Consider the following 16528-nt stretch of genomic DNA (forward strand, 5'->3'; position numbering starts at 1 on the left):
CTCGATCTGCCACAGGAGCCGGAAGCCCACGTCCTCGGGCCGGACCCGGCATGCGTGACCGAGCCCCGACTCGAACTGGACCTGGCCGAGGCAGGTGTCACCTCGATCGTCTGGGCGACGGGTTTCGCCGCCGACTACGGCTGGTTGGAGGTCGACGCGTTCGACGAGAACGGCCGGCCCGAGCAGCGCAGAGGAGTGTCCTCCGAACCCGGGGTCTACTTCCTGGGCTTGCCCTGGCTGTCCCGCCGCGGGTCGAGCTTCATCTGGGGTGTGTGGCACGACGCCAGATACGTCGCCGACCACATCACGACCCGGCGGAGCTACCTCGCGTACGGCACCGAGGACCGGCCCGACGCCACACCGGCAGCGCAGAAGAACTGAGGAGCAGTCATGACCTCCACCAGCGAGGGCCGCCAGGTGAAGGACCCGATCGTCGCGGGCGGGCACACCAGGATCCGGCCGTTCAACACCCGCGACACCTATCCCGAGCAGAACCTCGCCAACGACCTCTGTCAGGCCGTCGTCGCGGGGAACACCGTGTATGTCCGGGGGCAGATCGGCCAGGACCTCGACGGGGAGCCTTCACCGGGGTGGACCTCGTGATGATGGTGCACCCGGCGCCGGTCGACGTCGCCGAGGCCCGCCCCTTCGCGGTCAGCCACTCCAAGATCTCCTACACCGGCAAGTCGGCGCACGCCGCGGCTTATCCGGAGACCGGAATCAACGCCGCCGACGCCTTCACCGTGGCCCAGGTCGCCATCGGCCTGCTGCGCCAGCAGTTGCCGGCCTCGGCCAGGGTGCACGGGGTGGTGACGCACGCCGGGGACGCCCCGAACGCCATCCCGGAGCGGTCGAGCGGCCGGTGGTACGTGCGGGCGGAGACGCTGGCCGAGCTGGCCGAGCTGGAGCCACGGGTCATGCGGGCCTTCGAGGCCGGTGCCCTGGCGACCGGCAGCGAGCTGGAGATCCAGCCGGAGAGCAAACCGTACGCGGAGTTCCGCGCGGACGAGACCGCCCTCGCGCACTACCGTGCGAACCCCCTCGCGCTGGGCCGGGAGTTCGCGCCGCCCGGCCAGGCCGCACGGATGAACCGTGCCTCCACCGACATGGGTAACGTCTCGCAGGTGGTACCGGCCATCCACCCCTACATCGGCATCGGTTCCCTGCCCGCCACCAACCACCAGCACGAGTTCGCCGCGCACTGTGTGGGCGGGACGGCGCAGCGGGCGCTGCTCGACGGGGCCCTCGCGCTGGCCTGGACCGGCGTGGACCGAAGCGTGTCGGGCCGGGGAGCGGTGACGTGACCGCGACAGCCGCCGCGTGGACCGGTCATGCGGTGCGGAAGCCGGCGGGCGCGTTCGCCGGCGAGGTGCCGAGGGAGCGCACGGGTGCGCGGGCGGTCTTCGGCGTTCCGGACATCCAGGCCCCCACCCGGATCCACACCCAGAGCACCAACGACGTGTATCCGACGGCGGTGAAGCCGGCGATCGAGGCGGCCCGGCGCTCAGCCCCGCGCTCGGTTACGAGGCCGCCCGCGCCTGCCCTCTGAGGGCCCGGCGCCGAGACATCCGTACAGCTCCGTTTTCCCCACCCATCCTCACCAGGAGGCGCGTATGCGCACCTTTGACAGCGGCGCCACGACAACCGAGGTCGAGGTGGCCACCGATGTGATCTCACTGCGCAGGAGCGTTGCTGCGGGAGCCGTGGGCGTGTTCGTGCACTGGTTCGACTGGGCTGCCTATGCCTACCTCGCGGGTACGGTCGCCACCGTGTTCTTCCCGGCCGAGGACAGTACGACGGGACTGCTCGCCGTGTTCGGGGTGTTCGCGGTGTCCTTCGGCATTCGGCCGGTCGGTGCGCTGGTGTTCGGCCCGCTCGGCGACCGGATCGGCCGCAAACGCACCCTGTCGCTGGTCATCTTCATGATGTCCGGCGCGACCCTGACCATCGGTCTGCTTCCCGGCTACGCGTCGATCGGTGTGGCCGCCCCGGTGCTCCTTGTGGTCCTCCGTCTGATCCAAGGCTTCGCGGCCGGCGGCGAGTTCGGCAGCGCGGCCAGCTTCCTCGCGGAGAGCGCACCCCGGCGCCGTCGCGGATTCGGCGTCAGCTGGCTGGAGGTCGGCTCCCTGCTGGGCTTCCTCGCAGGGTCGTTCGTCTTCCTGCTGCTGTCGACGGGGCTGGACAACGACCAGCTGACCTCCTGGGGCTGGCGCATCCCCTTCCTGATCGCCGCGCCGCTCGGCGTCATCGGCTTCATCATCCGCAACAAGATCGAGGACACCCCGGAGTACCGGGCCATGGAGGCGAACGACACCGTCCCGCGCAGTCCCGTGCGGGAGCTGCTGCGCTCCCACAAGAGACAGCTGCTCCAGGCGGCGGGTCTGATGGCGGCCATGCACGTGCCTTTCTATGCGGTGCTGACGTACCTCGTCACCTACGAGACCGACCACCTGGGGCACTCGGCCGACAGCGCCGCCCTGCTGTCCACCGTGATATCGCTCCTGGGGCTGGCGCTTGTGCCACTGTTCGGGCTGCTGTCCGACCGGGTGGGACGCAAGCCGGTGTTCGTCGGGGCGACAGCGGCCCTGCTGGTGCTCTCCACCCCGGCCTTCCTTCTGATGCGGACCGGACTCGCCGGGACCTGGGTCGCCGGTCTGCTGCTCGGTGTGATCCTGGCGGCGATCCTCGGCACGTACGCGGTGTGGTCGGCGGAAACCTTCCCGACCCGCACACGTCAGAGCGGCCTGTCCATCTCGTACAACGTCACCGCGGCCCTGTTCGCCGGCACGGTGCCGTACCTGATGACCGTGCTCATCTCCGCGACCGGCAGCACCTTGGTGCCCGGCCCGTACCTGATGGTGTTCGCCGCCGGTGGTCTCGTCGCCGCCCTGTCCCTGCCGGAGACCGCAGGTGCCGGCTTGCTGCGTACCGCGGACGTCTGCGACCTGCCTGCCGGAGCGCCCTCGGGCAACTCCGTCTAGGGTCGGGACAGGCACAGATCACCATGCGCAAGGGCCACGTATGACGTCACCGGTGGGCTTCACCCTCGTTCAGCTCCGTTACTTCCTCGTCGCCGCCGAGCACGGTTCGATGACGGAGGCGTCGGCGGAGCTGCACATTGCGCAGTCCGCCGTCTCCGCGGCCGTCTACAACCTGGAGCGGGACCTGCAGGTGCAGCTGTTCATCCGCCGACGGGGCCGGGGGCTGACCCTCACACCCGCCGGGGAAAGGCTCCAGCAGCAGGCGCGGGATCTGCTGGCGCGCGCCCGCGAGGTCGAACGGGAGGCAAGGGGAAACGGTGAGACCATCTGCGGACCGGTGGCCGTCGGCTGTTTCGTGACCCTGGTCCCCTTCTACCTGCCGCCCCTGTTCAGCGCGTGCACCCGCCGCTATCCGGGCATCGAGCTCGACGTGGTGGAGGCGGAGACGGACCAGCTCGTCCATGCCCTGGCGGCAGGACGCATCGACTTCGCCCTCACCTACGACCTCGGTCTGACAACCGAGCCTGCCCTGCGCGGCGAGACGATTGCCCGCGCCCCGGCCTATGTCATCGTGTCGGCCGACCACCCGCTGGCCGGTCAGGGCAGTGTGGAGCTGGCTGAACTGTCCACCGAACCGCTCGTTCTGCTGGACCTCCCGCACAGCCGTGACTACTTCCGCTCGCTGGTGGCTGCCACGGGCACTGCTCCCGATGTCCGCTACCGCACCCAGAGCTACGAGACCGTGCGCTCCCTGGTGGCCCGAGGACTCGGTTTCTCCGTGCTGAACCAGCGGCCGACCACCGGCCACACCTACGGCGGCGGCGAGATCGCGGAACTGAAGCTGCGGGACGTCAGTGCGCTCGAAGTGAAGCTCGCCTCCGTGGAGGGCATGACACAAAGCGCCCGGTCCCGGGCGGTGATGGAGTTGCTGCGGGAGATCGCTGCCCGCCCCACCGAGGTCTGAGCCGGCCTCCTCTGAGCGGTCGAAGGCACCCCGGGCAGATGGAGTGCTCTCTCGCTGCGGTCAGGAGCCGGTTCGGGGGACGCCTGCGATGGCGTCCAGACGTAGCGGCCTGCCGGAATTTTCCATCTCGTACAGCGTGGGGCAGATCCACCCTCCCTCAAGGTTCTCGTTCCAGGCGTAGATGAGCACGCAGTTGGCCGGGGTGTTCGCTGGGTGGGTGTTGCTCCAGCGGATCGCTTCGTGCAGGTGCGCTGCGATCTCGGCGGGCGTCGCCTGCTGGGTCCAGTTGTCCTTGTCTGCGAGGTAGTCCGCGGACGGCTGCGGCCCCCAGGGCGGCGGGTATTCATATCGGGGGCGTGCGTCCCAACCGGTTGTCACGGTCGGAATGACCTGCCCAGCCGCGGCCGCGTAGTCCGACCACAAGGTGGTTTCCGAGGCGGTGAGCGACGAATACGCCGCCCCGGACTGTGCTCCCGTCGCATAGCGGCTCACCGCGTCGGCCCCGGCTGTGGTCTTCGCGTCCGCCGCGCTCTGCGCGGTCCACCTCATGACCACGATGTACGGATCGGGCAGCCCCGCCTCGGCCGCCTGAGCCCGCATTTTGGTGACACGGGCAGCAGTGGCATTGGAGAAGAAGTAGACCAGAGGGCGACCGCCGAGCACCTTCTGATAGTTCGACTCGCCGAACCGCGTGATCAGTTCCGGGAATTTCGCGTCCTCTTCCGCGCTCCCGAACAATATTACGCACCATTTGACTTGATTCTTGTACGCGCTGGACAGGTACAAGTCCCTGGCTTGCCTCAGCTCGGGGTTCTCGTAGTAGTCGAAGGCCCAGTAGTCGATTCCTGCTGCTGCGGCGTACCGGATCTGCCGGTCCATTTCCTCCTGGCTGGTCTCGTCGCAATCGACCGACTCGGTCACCACGACGCTCACGTTGTCGACATAAAGATCGAGGGGCTTGCTCGGGTTGGTCTGGAAGGTGAGTCCGTCGAGCGTGGCGGGGGAACCGAGGAGCGGGAGGTGATACGCCTTGCGGACCCCGTCAACGAAGATGTCCACCCACGGCGTCGCCCCCGCGGGCGGGGCCGGATCGACGACGACTCTGATCGAGTACCAGGTGTTGTCGGCGATGGTCTGGAGGACCTGCCACGTACCGGAAGGGGTGCGGCACACAAGGTGCGTGCCGCCGGCATCCCGCAGGGTGGCGATGTCGACCACCGTGGTCGGTCCACCCACGACCAGCGCTCGGGCCCAGCCGCCGGCGGCTGTCTCCTTCCAGTCCCACCGCAGGGTGACGGCTCGCTCCTGGGCGGCGAAGGTGCGGCTCATGGATGCCATCCCGGTGGTGGACGTGTCGTGCAGGAGCACGCTCCTGCCCGCGCCGTCCGGCACCTGCACCACCGACACCTTTGTGCCGACGCCCGCCGACACCGTCCAGCCGGACGGGGCGGCACCGATTGTCTCCGAGTCGAAGTCCTGGTCGACCAGCACCGGTTGAGGAACGGTGATCTTGGAGTAGTACGGCATCCGGAAGTGATACTTCTCCGGAGACAACATGCGGTTCGTGCCCATGCCATGTCGGGTGTCCCGGCCCGTATAGGCATCCCAGCGGATCGCCCCGACCAACGTACGAGCGGCACGCGGCTGCCTACCGGCAGCCGTGGCCTCGATGGCGGTCGACAGGCCCAACGCGGCCCCGCCCGTCACCGCCGCGGCCACCTTGAGGACATCCCGGCGACTCGCGCCACCCCCACCTGGACCTGAATTCGACCTGTGGACAGACATAACTGGCCTCCACCAATCCGACACGGATGACACTCTGATCGCAGAACCGGTCACGGCTACGCACGACAGCGGCATGTAGCCCGGGTGAATTTCGTGTCAGGAATACTAAGCCGCGCACAATAACTGCGGCTGGGACCAGGTTGAGCGATAGTTGGACGATTGTGCCCTTCAGCGATGCGAAAGCGCGTTATCGTTCGGAGTGTGTCTCCGGTTGCCGGAGGCCGGCGGACTCAGACCGGCACTTGCCGCCGACGACGTCGCCCGAGCCGAAGAGGTTGACGCCTCCGTGAGACACCGCTGGGCGTCACTGAGACTTCGCCGCGGAGCCGGGGCTGGATCAGGTGCTCCCTGGAAGGTGCTTCCCTGGTCGAGAAAGTAGTATTTTTAGGTGATTAGGGGTGAATTCACCACTTGCTACCGTATGTACAGGATCGTGCTCCAGGAGTAAGCAGGAGACGAGTTGACACCTCCGCCAGCCAAAGCCGGGAGCCACCCCCAGCAGTCGGGACTGAGGTTCCCCTCGCCTGCGAATGACTCGCCTACGTCGGATACAGCGCTGCGAGGCGCGGAGACGCTGACGCTGGTTCTCAATGCCGTGGAGGGGCTGGGGGCCTTCCTGCACTGGTGCGATCCTGGTGATCGTCGGTTGCGCCTGGCCGCAGCCTGCGGATTGCCCGCGCACAGCACGGAGGCGTTGGCAAGCCTCTCCGATGAGCAGGACATGGCGCCGGTGCTCGCCATGCGGCGCGGTGACTATGCCTGGGTGGCCGGGGACAACCTGGGTGTCGGGGCCGCCGGCACGGCAGCGGTGCCGCTGCTCGGCGCCGATGGGCCAATCGGCGTGCTTTCCGTGATCACGGCAGAGCGCGAGCCGGGCGAGGTGCAGCGATCATTTCTGCGTTCTGCGGCCAGGTGGGTTGCCGCCCGGCTGCAGGACCTGCCCGGCGCCCCGGCCGTCCACGTGTCGGAGGCCGGCACCGAGCGGACGATCCTGATGGGCAGGCTGACCGCGGCGCTCGCCGAGGCCCTCACCTCCGAAGAGGTCGTGCAGGCCGTCGCGGCCCGCGTCCTGCCACCGTTCGGCGCCGACGGGCTCATCGTCTGGGTGATGGAAAGCGGCCGACAGCGTGTGGTCGGCTCCGCCGGATACACACAGGACTTCGCCGATCTGCTGGACGGGATCCCGATATACGACTACCCCGTCGCCGCCGACGTCCTGAAGGCTCGGGGCCCCTGGTTCGTCGAATCGGTCGCCGACTATTGCCGGCGCTATCCGATGCTGGCGGACATGGCGGCGGCGTCCCAGAAACAGTCGTGGGCGTTCCTGCCCATGATCGCTTCCGGGCACGCCGTCGGCGTGTGTGTCATTTCCTTCACCCGGCCACATTCCTTCGACGACGAGGAGCGCGCGCTGCTGACCGCTCTGTGCGGTCTGGTCGGACAAGCGCTGGAGCGGGCCCGGTTGTACGACGCGGAGCACGCCCGGGCACAGGAACTGCAGCGCAGCCTGCTTCCCCGGACGCTGCCCCGCCTGCCTGCCGCCAGTACCGCCGCCCGCTACCTGCCCGCGGGCAGGGGCGAGCAGATCGGCGGCGACTGGTACGACGTGATCCCGCTGTCCGCCGACAGGGTCGCCCTGGTGATCGGCGACGTCATGGGACACGGCATCCCCGAAGCGGCCACCATGGGCCAGCTGCGCACCGCGGTGCGCACCCTCGCCGACCTGGACATGCCGCCTGACGAACTGCTCAGCCGACTCAACGACCTGGTCAGCGACCTGGGCGAGGACTGGTACGCCACCTGTCTGTACTCCGTCTTCGACCCGATCACCCGGATGTGCTCGTTCGCCTCGGCCGGTCATCCTCCGCCGGTCGTCGTCCGTCCCGACGGCACCGTCGACATGCCCCATCTGGCCGCCGACCCGCCACTGGGGGCCGCCGAGCCACCGTTCGAAGTACACCAGTTGCTGCTGCCCGAGGAGAGCCTGCTGGTCCTGTGCACGGACGGTCTCGTCGAATCCCCAGCTCAGAGTCTCGACCGGGGAATGACCCTCCTGCAACGCATCCTCGCCCAGCGTGCCGCATCCGTCTTCACGGCGCGGGACGAGGCGGACACCATCCGACGCCTCGACGACCTGTGCGACACAGTGGTCTCGGCACTGCTGCCCCAGCACGGCCGGACGATCGACGACGCGGTGCTGCTGATCGCCCACACACGGGCCATGAACACCAGTGATGTCGCCACCTGCGTCCTACCGGAGGACCCCCGCGCAGCCGGCCAGGCCCGCGCATTCGTCCGCGAACGGCTGGACGCCTGGGGCCTGGACGAACTGACGATCACCACCGAATTGCTCGCCAGCGAGTTGGTCGGCAATGTGATCCGGCATGCCGAGGGCCCCATCCGCCTGCGCCTGCTGAACAGCCGCTCCCTGACCTGCGAGGTCTACGACGGCAGCCTCAGCACCCCGCGCATCCGGCACGCCGCCTATACCGATGAGGGCGGCCGCGGCCTGCAACTCGTCTCAGCCCTCTCCAGGCGCTGGGGCGCCCGCTATCTGCGCGACGGCAAATGCATCTGGACCGAGCAGGACATTCCGCACCGCGCCACATGAGAGCGCTTTGTCTCATGCCGGCGGCGGCATGGTGCTCGGGCTGCGTGGTGCGAGGCTGCGGTCGGCCGGTGTCAGAGGTGATCGCCGAGCAGGATGCGGCGCACATGGTGAAGGTGTTCGCGCATGGCGTCATGGGCGGCTTGCGGGTCTCGTTCACGGACGGCGGCGACGATCTGTTCGTGTTCGGTGCAGTAGCAGCGGTGGCGTTCGGGGTTGAAGCTGCGGCGCTTGAGCCCGCCCCAGATCGGCTGGCGTCGGGCGTCGACGAGCATCGAACTCACGTTGATCAGGACCGTGTTGTGCGTGGCGACGGCGAAGCTGTGGTGCAGGGCGGTGTCCCAGCGTTCGAACTCTTCGGAGTTGGACGCCTGCTCCCCGCCGCGCAGGCAGCGTTCCATCTCCTCAAGGTCCGCCCCGGTGGCGGAGGCGGCAGCGAGGGGCATCAGTTCCGGTTCCAGCACCAGGCGTGAGGCCATGATCTCGGCGGGGCTCGGCTGGTTCTCGGATGTCCCGGCATGGGTGGTCTCGTCCGGGGCGACGAAGGTGCCACGGCCGACGTGGCGCAGCACGATGCCACGGGACTCCAGGTTCTGCAGGGCGGCGCGGACCGCGGCGCGGCCGACCCCGGTGGCTGCGGCCAGGTCCCGTTCCGTGGGAAGGCGGTCGCCGGGCTTGAGACCGCCTGCGGTGATCACCTCTTCCACGTGCTTGAGCACGAGGGCGGCGGGCCCGACAGCGTGATCCATTTCCACTCCCTTCCAAACCAATGAGGACCAATACTAGCAGCGCCTTTGATCCATGCGCGAGAAACCCCCTATTGACCCCCTGGACATGCGAACCTACACTCACCGATACGAACCGATTCCTTCTATTGGTTCTCATTGGTTCAGGAGGTGTGGTGCGCTTCGCAAGGATTCACGGCAGGGACGGCGTGCGGGTGTGTGTCGTTGACGAGCACGGAACGGGTCGCGCCGTGCGCTTCAAGGACACCGGCGTACCTGTGAGCGACCTGCGGCAGATCATCGACGCGGGTCCCGGGGCGGTCGGACGTCTGACGGTCGCACGTCAGGCCGTGGCAGGGCGGTTGCTGGCCCCTCTGGTCCCGGCGCGCAACATCTTCTGCGTGGGGCGCAACTACTCAGAGCACGCGGCGGAGTTCGCCAAGAGCGGCTTCGACGCGACCGGCTCCCCGGATGGTCGCCACGTGCCGGAGCACCCGGTCGTCTTCACCAAGCCGGCTTCCTCCGTCATCGCCTCCGGTGACGTGATCGACCCGCACACCGACATCACCTCCGCGCTCGACTACGAGGGCGAGATCGGCGTCATCATCGGGCGGCGCGCCTCGAAGGTAAGCCGGGACGAGGCGATGGACTACGTGTGGGGCTACACCCTCATCAACGACGTCACCGCCCGCGACCTGCAGCGCGACCACAAGCAGTGGTTCATCGGCAAGTCCCTTGACACCTTCTGCCCCATGGGGCCATGGGCCGTGACCGCCGACGAGATCGACATCCACGACCTGCGCCTGCGGTCCCACGTCAACGGTGAGCTGCGCCAGGACACCCACACCTCCCAGCTGATCTTCGACGTGGCAGCCATCATCGAGACCCTCTCGGCCGGCATCACACTGGAACCCGGGGACGTCATCGCCACCGGCACCCCGGCCGGCGTCGGCATCGGCTTCGCCCCGCCCAAGTACCTCACCACCGGAGACCAGGTCGTCGTCTCCGCCCCGGGACTGGGCGAACTGGCCAACACCGTCGGCCCCGTGACCGGCCGCGACCCCCTGCGGTCCGCCGCCGGCGCCAAGCTGTTCGTGGAGAAGACCGGGCAGGGCTCACCCGTGGTCCTCATCCACGGGCTCGGCGGCGCCACCACCGTCTACGATCCGCAGGCCGCTGCCCTGGCCGAGCACCATACGGTGCTGCGCTACGACCTCTCCGGCCACGGCCGCTCGCCCGGCAACGCCACTCCCAGCATCACCGGCTGGGTCGAGGAACTGGCTGCTCTGCTGGATGCCGAGGGCATCGAGGAGACCGCCATCGTCGCCCACTCCATGGGCACCCTGGTCGCCGCCACCTTCGCCGCCGCCCATCCCGGCCGGGTCACCAAGCTGGCGCTCCTGGGCGCGGTCCGCGCCCAGAGCCCGCAGGCCAAGGAGGCCACACGTGCGCGCGCCCGCGCGGTGCGCGAGGGCGGCATGTCCGCAGTGGCCGACACCCTGGTGTCGGTCGCCACCTCCGAACAGACCCGCACCGAGCGCCCCCTGGCCGCCGCCCTCGTCCGTGAGCTGCTACTCGGCCAGGACCCGGACGGGTACGCCGCTGCCTGCGAGGCCCTGACCCTGGCAGAGGAGCCGGACTTCGCGAGCGTCAAGTCGCCCGTGCTGCTGCTCACCGGCAGCGACGACACCATCAGCTCACTGACCGTCAACGACGACATCTTCGCCCTGCTGCCCAACGCCAGGCTGCATGTCCTTGAGGGCATCGGCCACTGGCAGACCCTCGAAGCACCCGAAGACGTCACCCGTAAGCTCCGGGAGTTCCTCGCCCGGCCTTGATCGACAACCGAGTCTCCAATCAGCTCGATCAGTTCTGGTTGGTCACCACGATGGATGAAGGGACGCTGCATCGTCATGACTGAGACCACACTCGACCGCTACTTCGAGCACAACGCCAAGCTCCAGGACATCGCGATCCACACCGCGGAGCAGGAGTGGAAGCCGTTCTGCCCCGGCATCACCTTCAAGTTGCTGCGGGTGAGCGCGGAGACGGGCGCCTGGACCGTGCTCTTCCACTGCGAGGCCGGTTCCGGGTTCGACCGTCATCTGCACATCGGGGCTGCTGAGTACTACATGGTCTACGGCCGCATGGACATCCGCGGTGGCGACTCCGGTGGCGGGTTCACGGCCGTCGCCGGCGACTACGGCTACGAGGCCAACTCCATGCTGCACGACTGGACCAACTTCCCCGACGAGACGGTCTTCTTCTTCGTGTGTCAGGGTCCTCTGGGATTCCTGGACGAGAACGAGAAGATCAGCGCGATCCTCGACTGGGAGGGCGTCCGGGACATGTACCACAAGCCGGCCACGGTGGCGGCCTCTGCCTGACCTCGATCGCGCACGACGGTCCGTCGACGGAGTCGGCGGACCGTCGTGCCTTCGGCGGGTCGGTGCGCCGCTTCGGGCCGTGGTGGCCGGTCAGACGGCCGGTTCGAGGATCGCGTCGATGCTGGAGGCTCCGGAATCGGGCACCTTGGGCTGGCGCCATGCCTCCACGGAGAAGGCGACGGTCACCAGCGAGCAGAACAGCCACAGCAGGCGCTTGTCCGGTTCGGAGATGTCCTCCATCAAGACGTTCTCCAGGCGGGCCGTGCCCGACTTCAGCAGAGGGAAGGCGACGTCGTAGAACGCGTCCAGCTCGTCCATCGTGCTGCTGATCCGCTTGGCGTAGCGGGCCTTCTCCGTGGGGATCGCCCAGTCGACGAACGGCTCCAGGGCCTCGAAGCCCTCGGGGAATGCGCTGGCCATGATGGGGTCCTCCTCCTGTCAGGACGCTGCCGGGGCGCCGGACGTGCGCCGCTGGTGTGCGCGGACGTACTCCTCGGCCGAGCGGTGCAGGTGGCGCAGCAGCACCTCCTGGTCATTGAGGGGGAACCGGTCGACCGTGCCCGACTCCAGCATCGTCTGGGTCGCCTCCAGGGTGTTGCCGTCCTGGAGGCCGTACTCCTTGAACGAGACGGCGGCCAGCTCCTGCTGGAGCCGTTCGAAGGCGTTCTTCGGCGGGACGAAGTAGCACGTCCCCTCGAAGATGTGCGTGTGGTACGAGGTCGGCCAGTAGTGGTAGGTGAGGACCCAGTTCGGCCGCCAGATGAGCAGCATGAAGTTGGGGAAGAAGACGAAGGAGTCCATGCCCCAGCGCGGGTCGCGGGTCGGGTTGACGGCCGGCGGCAGTTCGTCCGTGGTCATGCCGATGTCCGGTGCGTCCCACGGTCCGAACAGGCCGCTGCGCAGCGCCGCCTCGATGGGCTTGACCATCTCGCGGTCGTGCGGCGGGGCGATGCCGCCCCAGGACGACACCATGCTGTGCGGGCCGTCGATGTCGTAGTGCAGCGCCTCGTACCCGTACTTGGCGATCCGGCGGGCCTGGTCGGGCATGTACTGGCCGGAGTGCAGGATCGGCGCGTGGTAGAACTCGGCGAACGCGTCGATGAACAGCTTCCAGTTGCTGCCGATCTCCGCGCGGAACTTGTGGACCTGGGTCAGCTTGTGGAACGGGTAGCCCTCGATGCCCTTGGCCAGCTCCCCCAGGTACTCCCGCAGCGGCGTGGCGTTCCCCGTGTCGAGGTTCACGAAGATGAACCCCTCCCAGACGTCGGCCCGGACCTGCCTGAGTCCGTAGTCCGACTTGTCGAGGTCGAAGAACTCGCCCTCCTGCTGGACGAAGGAGAGTTTGCCGTCGAGGTCGTAGCGCCAGGCGTGGTACTTACAGGTGAACTGGCGGCAGACGCCGCTGGTCTCCTCGCGCGGGAAGTCGTTCCACACGAGCTTGTTGCCGCGGTGTCGGCACACGTTGTGGAAGGCACGCACCTCACCGTCGGTGCCGCGCACCACGATGACGGAGGTGTGTGCGGCGTCCAGCTCCTTGGTGAAGTAGCTGCCCTTCCTCGGTACCTGCTCGACGCGCCCGACGTTGAGCCATGTGCGCTTGAAGATGGCCTCCCGCTCCAGCTCGTAGTGCTCGGGCGAGATGGAGTCCGCGTAGGAGACCGGCTCCGTGCCGACCTTGAGGTGCTCGGTCCAGCTGCCCTCTTCGGGCTTCTCGAAATGGGCCATGGGGTCGGTTCCTCCAGTTGGCGACACCACTCGTCCGATAACATCGGTCTCTATCTGCGAGAACGGTATTCTCGTTTTCGCGCAACCGTCAAGGGCGCTGTCGGACGACGGACGTCGGGCTCTGAAGCGGGCACACGCTGCCGCACGGCCGAACCGCGCAGTTCGGCCGTGCGGACGCAGCGGGAGCGCGGGCGGGCCCGTTCAGCCGTACCCCTGGAAGGCCGCCATCCGGCGCGGTGCCCGGGGGCGCCTCCCCCGGCCCCTCCAGGTGGCGGCCATGCGTGGACCGGGCGCGGAGGGCCGGGGCCCCGCTCGCGTGACGGTGTAGCTGACTACATCCCCTGCTTGCGCAGGACGGTCCTCGGGCGGAGCGCTTCGGCCATGGACTCCTCCCGCCACCGCCTCAGCAGGTCGTGGAAGGCGACCGCGCCGTGCGGGTAGGCGTTCGGACCGTTCGGCCGGCCGCGCCCTTCGGCGTTGTAGTAGCCGGGGGTGCATTCGGCGTGGAACCACTCGTGGTCGGGGGCACCCTCGGCCAGGACGGCGATCCACGCGTCCTCGATCTCGCGGGAGGGTTCGATCAGGGCTGACTCCGCCTCGGCGGCGGCGACGAGAGCCGCGGCATGGGCGGCGTGCTCGTCCAGCACATGCGTGTAGTTGACGCTGCTGGCATTTTGCGTAACGCCCAACTGGATGAGGTTCGGGAAGCCGTTGCTGGTGAAACCGTGCAGCGTACGCGGTCCCTGCTCCCGCCACGCGTCCTGCAACCGGACGCCCTGTCGCCCTCGGACGGGCAGCCGGCCCGAGTGGACGCCGGAGACGCCGACGGAGAAGCCGGTGGCGAAGACCAGGCAGTCGAGTGCGTACTCGGTGTCCCCGACGACGACCCCGCGCTCGGTCATCCGCTCGATGCCGTGGGTGTCCGCGGTGTCGACCAGGGTGACGTTGTCACGGTTGAACGCCTGGAGGTACAGGTCGGAGAAGGTGGGGCGCTTGCAGGCGTACCGGTACCAGGGCTTGAGCTTCTCCGCGGTTTCCGGATCCGTGACGATCTCCTCGACGCGGGCGCGGATCTCGTTCATCTTGGCGGCGTCCGCGGCCTCGTACGCCGCTTCGAAGGCCGCTCGGTCGCCCTGCCGGCGGAAGCTCGGCAGGAGCTTCTCCAGCAGGCCCGCCGACGCGGTCCACTGGTCCGCCACCATGTCCTCGTCGGTTGTCTCGCCCGAGACGATCCGCAGGAAGTTGTCGCGTCGTTCGCTCGCCCAGCCCGGGCGGTCGGCGCCCACGTCCTGCGCGGTGGTGCGGCGGTTGGCGCGCACGTCCACGGTGGAGGGGGTGCGCTGGAAGACGTAGAGGTGTGCCGCGTCCTCGGCCAGCTTCGGGACGACCTGGATACCGGTGGCGCCGGTGCCGACCACGCCCACGCGCTTGTCCGCGAGGCCCGTGAGCCCGCCGTCCGGGGTGCCGCCCGTGTAGCCGTAGTCCCAGCGTGACGTGTGGAAGGTGTGCCCCTTGAAGTCCTCGATGCCGGGGATGCCGGGGAGTTTCAGCTCGGACAGGGTGCCGGTGGCCGTGATGACGTACGTGGCCCGGAACTTGTCGCCCCGGTCGGTCGTGACGATCCATGCCTCGGATGTGTCGTCCCACGTCAGGGAGGTGACGGACGTGGAGAACAGGGCGTCCGCGTAGAGGTCGAACTTCTCCGCGATCCGCACCGCGTGCCGGCGGATCTCCTCACCGGGCGCGTACTTCCACTCCGGGACGTATCCGGTCTCGTCGAGCAGCGGCAGGTACACATGCGACTCGACGTCGCAGTGGATGCCGGGATACCGGTTCCAGTACCAGGTCCCCCCGAAGTCCCCTCCCGTCTCGATGACGCGGACACGCTCGACGCCCCGCCGGCGCAGCCGCGCTCCTGCGAGGATGCCACCGAATCCGCCACCGACGACGGCGACGTCCACCGTGTCGCGCACCGGCTCGCGTTCGGCCGCCTCCCCCGCGTACGGATCGGTGGCGTAGTAACCGAACTCGGCGTCGGCGCCGAGATACTGCCGGGCGCCGTCGGGGCGTACCCGTCGCTCCCGTTCGATCCGGTAACGCTCCCGCAGGTCGGCGAGTGCGTCGGCCGTCATCTCTTGTGAATTCGCCATGTGGGGGGTCCTCGTTCCTTCCGGTTCGCCGCGATGAAGTCTTCTCGCCCCTGAAGTGGGCGAGAAGTCATAGGACTTGAGCAGCCATGCACTACGGTAACAAGCTCCGGACAGCACTGTCCGGTTGGTGCGGAGATTGCTTCCGCATAGCTCCGACAGGAAGTGTGATTGACATGCGACGACTGACGATGCGCCCCTTCGCCGGGCTCACCGCGGCCGGCGTGCTGGCCCTCACGGGGTGCGGCACGCAGACCGGCGGTTCCACCGCGGACACGGCGGCCGGCGCCGCCGCGGACCGGACGATCCGCGCGCAGAAGGTGATGCGGCTGACGGAGGTGCACGAGCAGACCGGGATGACGCTGCTGGAGGGTCCGGCCTTCGACGAGGACGGCAAGCTGCTCGTCGTCGACGTCACCGCGCCCCCCGGCGAACCGAAGGTGCTGCGCGTGGACGTCCGGAAGAAGACCTCACGGGAGGTCCACACCGACGACCGCGGCACCTACACGTCGGCCCAGTTCAGCCCGTACGACGGGCGTATCTACCTGACCGACTTCTCCCACGGTGACATCGTGAGCCTGGCCCCTGACGGCGGTGACCCGCGGACCTTCTTCTCCGGTGAGGTCGACGGCGCGCGGATGAACCCCGACGACCTCGCCTTCGACCAGGAGGGCAACCTGTACATCAGCGACTCACGCGGCATGTCCGAGGGCGAGGCGAAGGGCCGCGTCGTACGGATCGACCGCGCGGGCAAGGACGCCACCGTTCTGGCGGACGGCCTGGCCGCGCCGAACGGCATCTCCTTCGACGCGGACTACCGCGGGCTGTGGTTCAGCGAGCTGACGCAGAACGGCATCTCCTACCTCCTCCTCGACGGCGAGGGCCGGGTCGCGTCCCGGCACACCGCCATCCGGGTCGACGGCGGGATCGCGCAGACCGACTCGATCGCCGTGGACGCGGACGGCAACCTCTACCAGGGCCTGCACGGCCGGCCCGCGATGGCGGTCTACGGCAAGAACGGTGAGCGGCTGGCGACCGTCGAGGTACCCGGCCGCGCCGCCGAAGGGCTCACGTCGGCGACCAACGTGGCCATCACGCCCGGCGGCACGAAGGCGTACATGACCGTCAGCGGGCCCGACGGCGGCTATCTGTACTCCTTCGACGCGCTCGCCGAGGGAATCCGCCAGTCCAACGGCGGCTGACGCC

The 16528-nt window shown here is 68.5% G+C and carries 14 protein-coding genes and 1 pseudogene; 10 read left to right on the forward strand and 5 right to left on the reverse strand.

Annotation, left to right across the window (positions count from 1 at the left end; translation table 11 throughout):
- The 6 genes and pseudogenes from ACFYTE_RS18210 to ACFYTE_RS18235 form a co-directional block, all read left to right on the forward strand.
- Window positions 1-381 (forward strand): annotated as a pseudogene (locus ACFYTE_RS18210) (FAD-dependent oxidoreductase); the annotation flags it as partial.
- A 9-nt stretch (window positions 382-390) separates the two neighbouring features.
- Window positions 391-603, forward strand: a complete 213-nt coding sequence (locus tag ACFYTE_RS18215; RefSeq protein WP_388710838.1) for a RidA family protein — start codon at window positions 391-393, stop codon at window positions 601-603.
- Entirely contained in the window at window positions 591-1304 is a 714-nt protein-coding gene (locus ACFYTE_RS18220; protein WP_388710840.1) for a peptidase dimerization domain-containing protein, read from the forward strand. The genes ACFYTE_RS18215 and ACFYTE_RS18220 overlap by 13 nt, the downstream gene beginning before the upstream one ends.
- Window positions 1301-1549: a hypothetical protein gene (locus tag ACFYTE_RS18225; protein ID WP_388710843.1), complete on the forward strand. Its 249-nt coding sequence runs from the start codon at window positions 1301-1303 to the stop codon at window positions 1547-1549. The genes ACFYTE_RS18220 and ACFYTE_RS18225 overlap by 4 nt, the downstream gene beginning before the upstream one ends.
- A gap of 64 nt (window positions 1550-1613) precedes the next feature.
- Window positions 1614-2981 carry an MFS transporter gene (locus ACFYTE_RS18230; protein ID WP_388710846.1) on the forward strand — a complete coding sequence of 456 codons (1368 nt, stop codon included), beginning with the start codon at window positions 1614-1616 and terminating at the stop codon, window positions 2979-2981.
- Between the two features lie 40 nt (window positions 2982-3021).
- On the forward strand, window positions 3022-3945 hold the full coding sequence (locus ACFYTE_RS18235) for a LysR family transcriptional regulator (RefSeq protein ID WP_388710849.1): 924 nt from the start codon (window positions 3022-3024) through the stop codon (window positions 3943-3945).
- A 60-nt stretch (window positions 3946-4005) separates the two neighbouring features.
- On the opposite strand, the gene ACFYTE_RS18240 is transcribed toward ACFYTE_RS18235, so the two are convergent.
- Window positions 4006-5664, reverse strand: a complete 1659-nt coding sequence (locus tag ACFYTE_RS18240; RefSeq protein WP_388710851.1) for a hypothetical protein — start codon at window positions 5662-5664, stop codon at window positions 4006-4008.
- Between the two features lie 760 nt (window positions 5665-6424).
- Here ACFYTE_RS18240 and ACFYTE_RS18245 point away from each other — a divergent pair.
- Window positions 6425-8341, forward strand: a complete 1917-nt coding sequence (locus tag ACFYTE_RS18245; RefSeq protein WP_388710854.1) for a SpoIIE family protein phosphatase — start codon at window positions 6425-6427, stop codon at window positions 8339-8341.
- Window positions 8342-8412: 71 nt separating this feature from the next.
- Here the strand turns inward: ACFYTE_RS18245 and ACFYTE_RS18250 are convergent, their stop codons facing one another.
- Window positions 8413-9087 (reverse strand): FadR/GntR family transcriptional regulator, encoded by a 675-nt coding sequence (locus tag ACFYTE_RS18250; protein WP_388710857.1) that lies wholly within the window; start codon window positions 9085-9087, stop codon window positions 8413-8415.
- 254 nt (window positions 9088-9341) lie between these two features.
- Between ACFYTE_RS18250 and ACFYTE_RS18255 the strand changes: the two genes are divergently transcribed.
- Both ACFYTE_RS18255 and ACFYTE_RS18260 read left to right on the forward strand, forming a co-directional pair.
- Window positions 9342-10901: an alpha/beta fold hydrolase gene (locus tag ACFYTE_RS18255; RefSeq protein ID WP_388710860.1), complete on the forward strand. Its 1560-nt coding sequence runs from the start codon at window positions 9342-9344 to the stop codon at window positions 10899-10901.
- Window positions 10902-10976: 75 nt separating this feature from the next.
- Entirely contained in the window at window positions 10977-11450 is a 474-nt protein-coding gene (locus ACFYTE_RS18260) for a 2,4'-dihydroxyacetophenone dioxygenase family protein (RefSeq protein ID WP_388710863.1), read from the forward strand.
- 90 nt (window positions 11451-11540) lie between these two features.
- Here the strand turns inward: ACFYTE_RS18260 and ACFYTE_RS18265 are convergent, their stop codons facing one another.
- From ACFYTE_RS18265 to ACFYTE_RS18275, 3 genes are all read right to left on the reverse strand, one after another.
- Window positions 11541-11870 carry a hypothetical protein gene (locus ACFYTE_RS18265; protein WP_388710866.1) on the reverse strand — a complete coding sequence of 110 codons (330 nt, stop codon included), beginning with the start codon at window positions 11868-11870 and terminating at the stop codon, window positions 11541-11543.
- An 18-nt stretch (window positions 11871-11888) separates the two neighbouring features.
- On the reverse strand, window positions 11889-13175 hold the full coding sequence (locus ACFYTE_RS18270; protein ID WP_388710869.1) for an SRPBCC family protein: 1287 nt from the start codon (window positions 13173-13175) through the stop codon (window positions 11889-11891).
- Between the two features lie 332 nt (window positions 13176-13507).
- Window positions 13508-15325, reverse strand: a complete 1818-nt coding sequence (locus ACFYTE_RS18275; protein ID WP_388710872.1) for a flavin-containing monooxygenase — start codon at window positions 15323-15325, stop codon at window positions 13508-13510.
- 173 nt (window positions 15326-15498) lie between these two features.
- Between ACFYTE_RS18275 and ACFYTE_RS18280 the strand changes: the two genes are divergently transcribed.
- Window positions 15499-16524, forward strand: a complete 1026-nt coding sequence (locus tag ACFYTE_RS18280; protein ID WP_388710875.1) for an SMP-30/gluconolactonase/LRE family protein — start codon at window positions 15499-15501, stop codon at window positions 16522-16524.
- Window positions 16525-16528: the final 4 nt, after the last annotated feature.

This window comes from Streptomyces sp. NPDC004629, from assembly GCF_042873595.1.
In the GTDB taxonomy this organism is placed as follows: Bacteria; Actinomycetota; Actinomycetes; order Streptomycetales; family Streptomycetaceae; genus Streptomyces.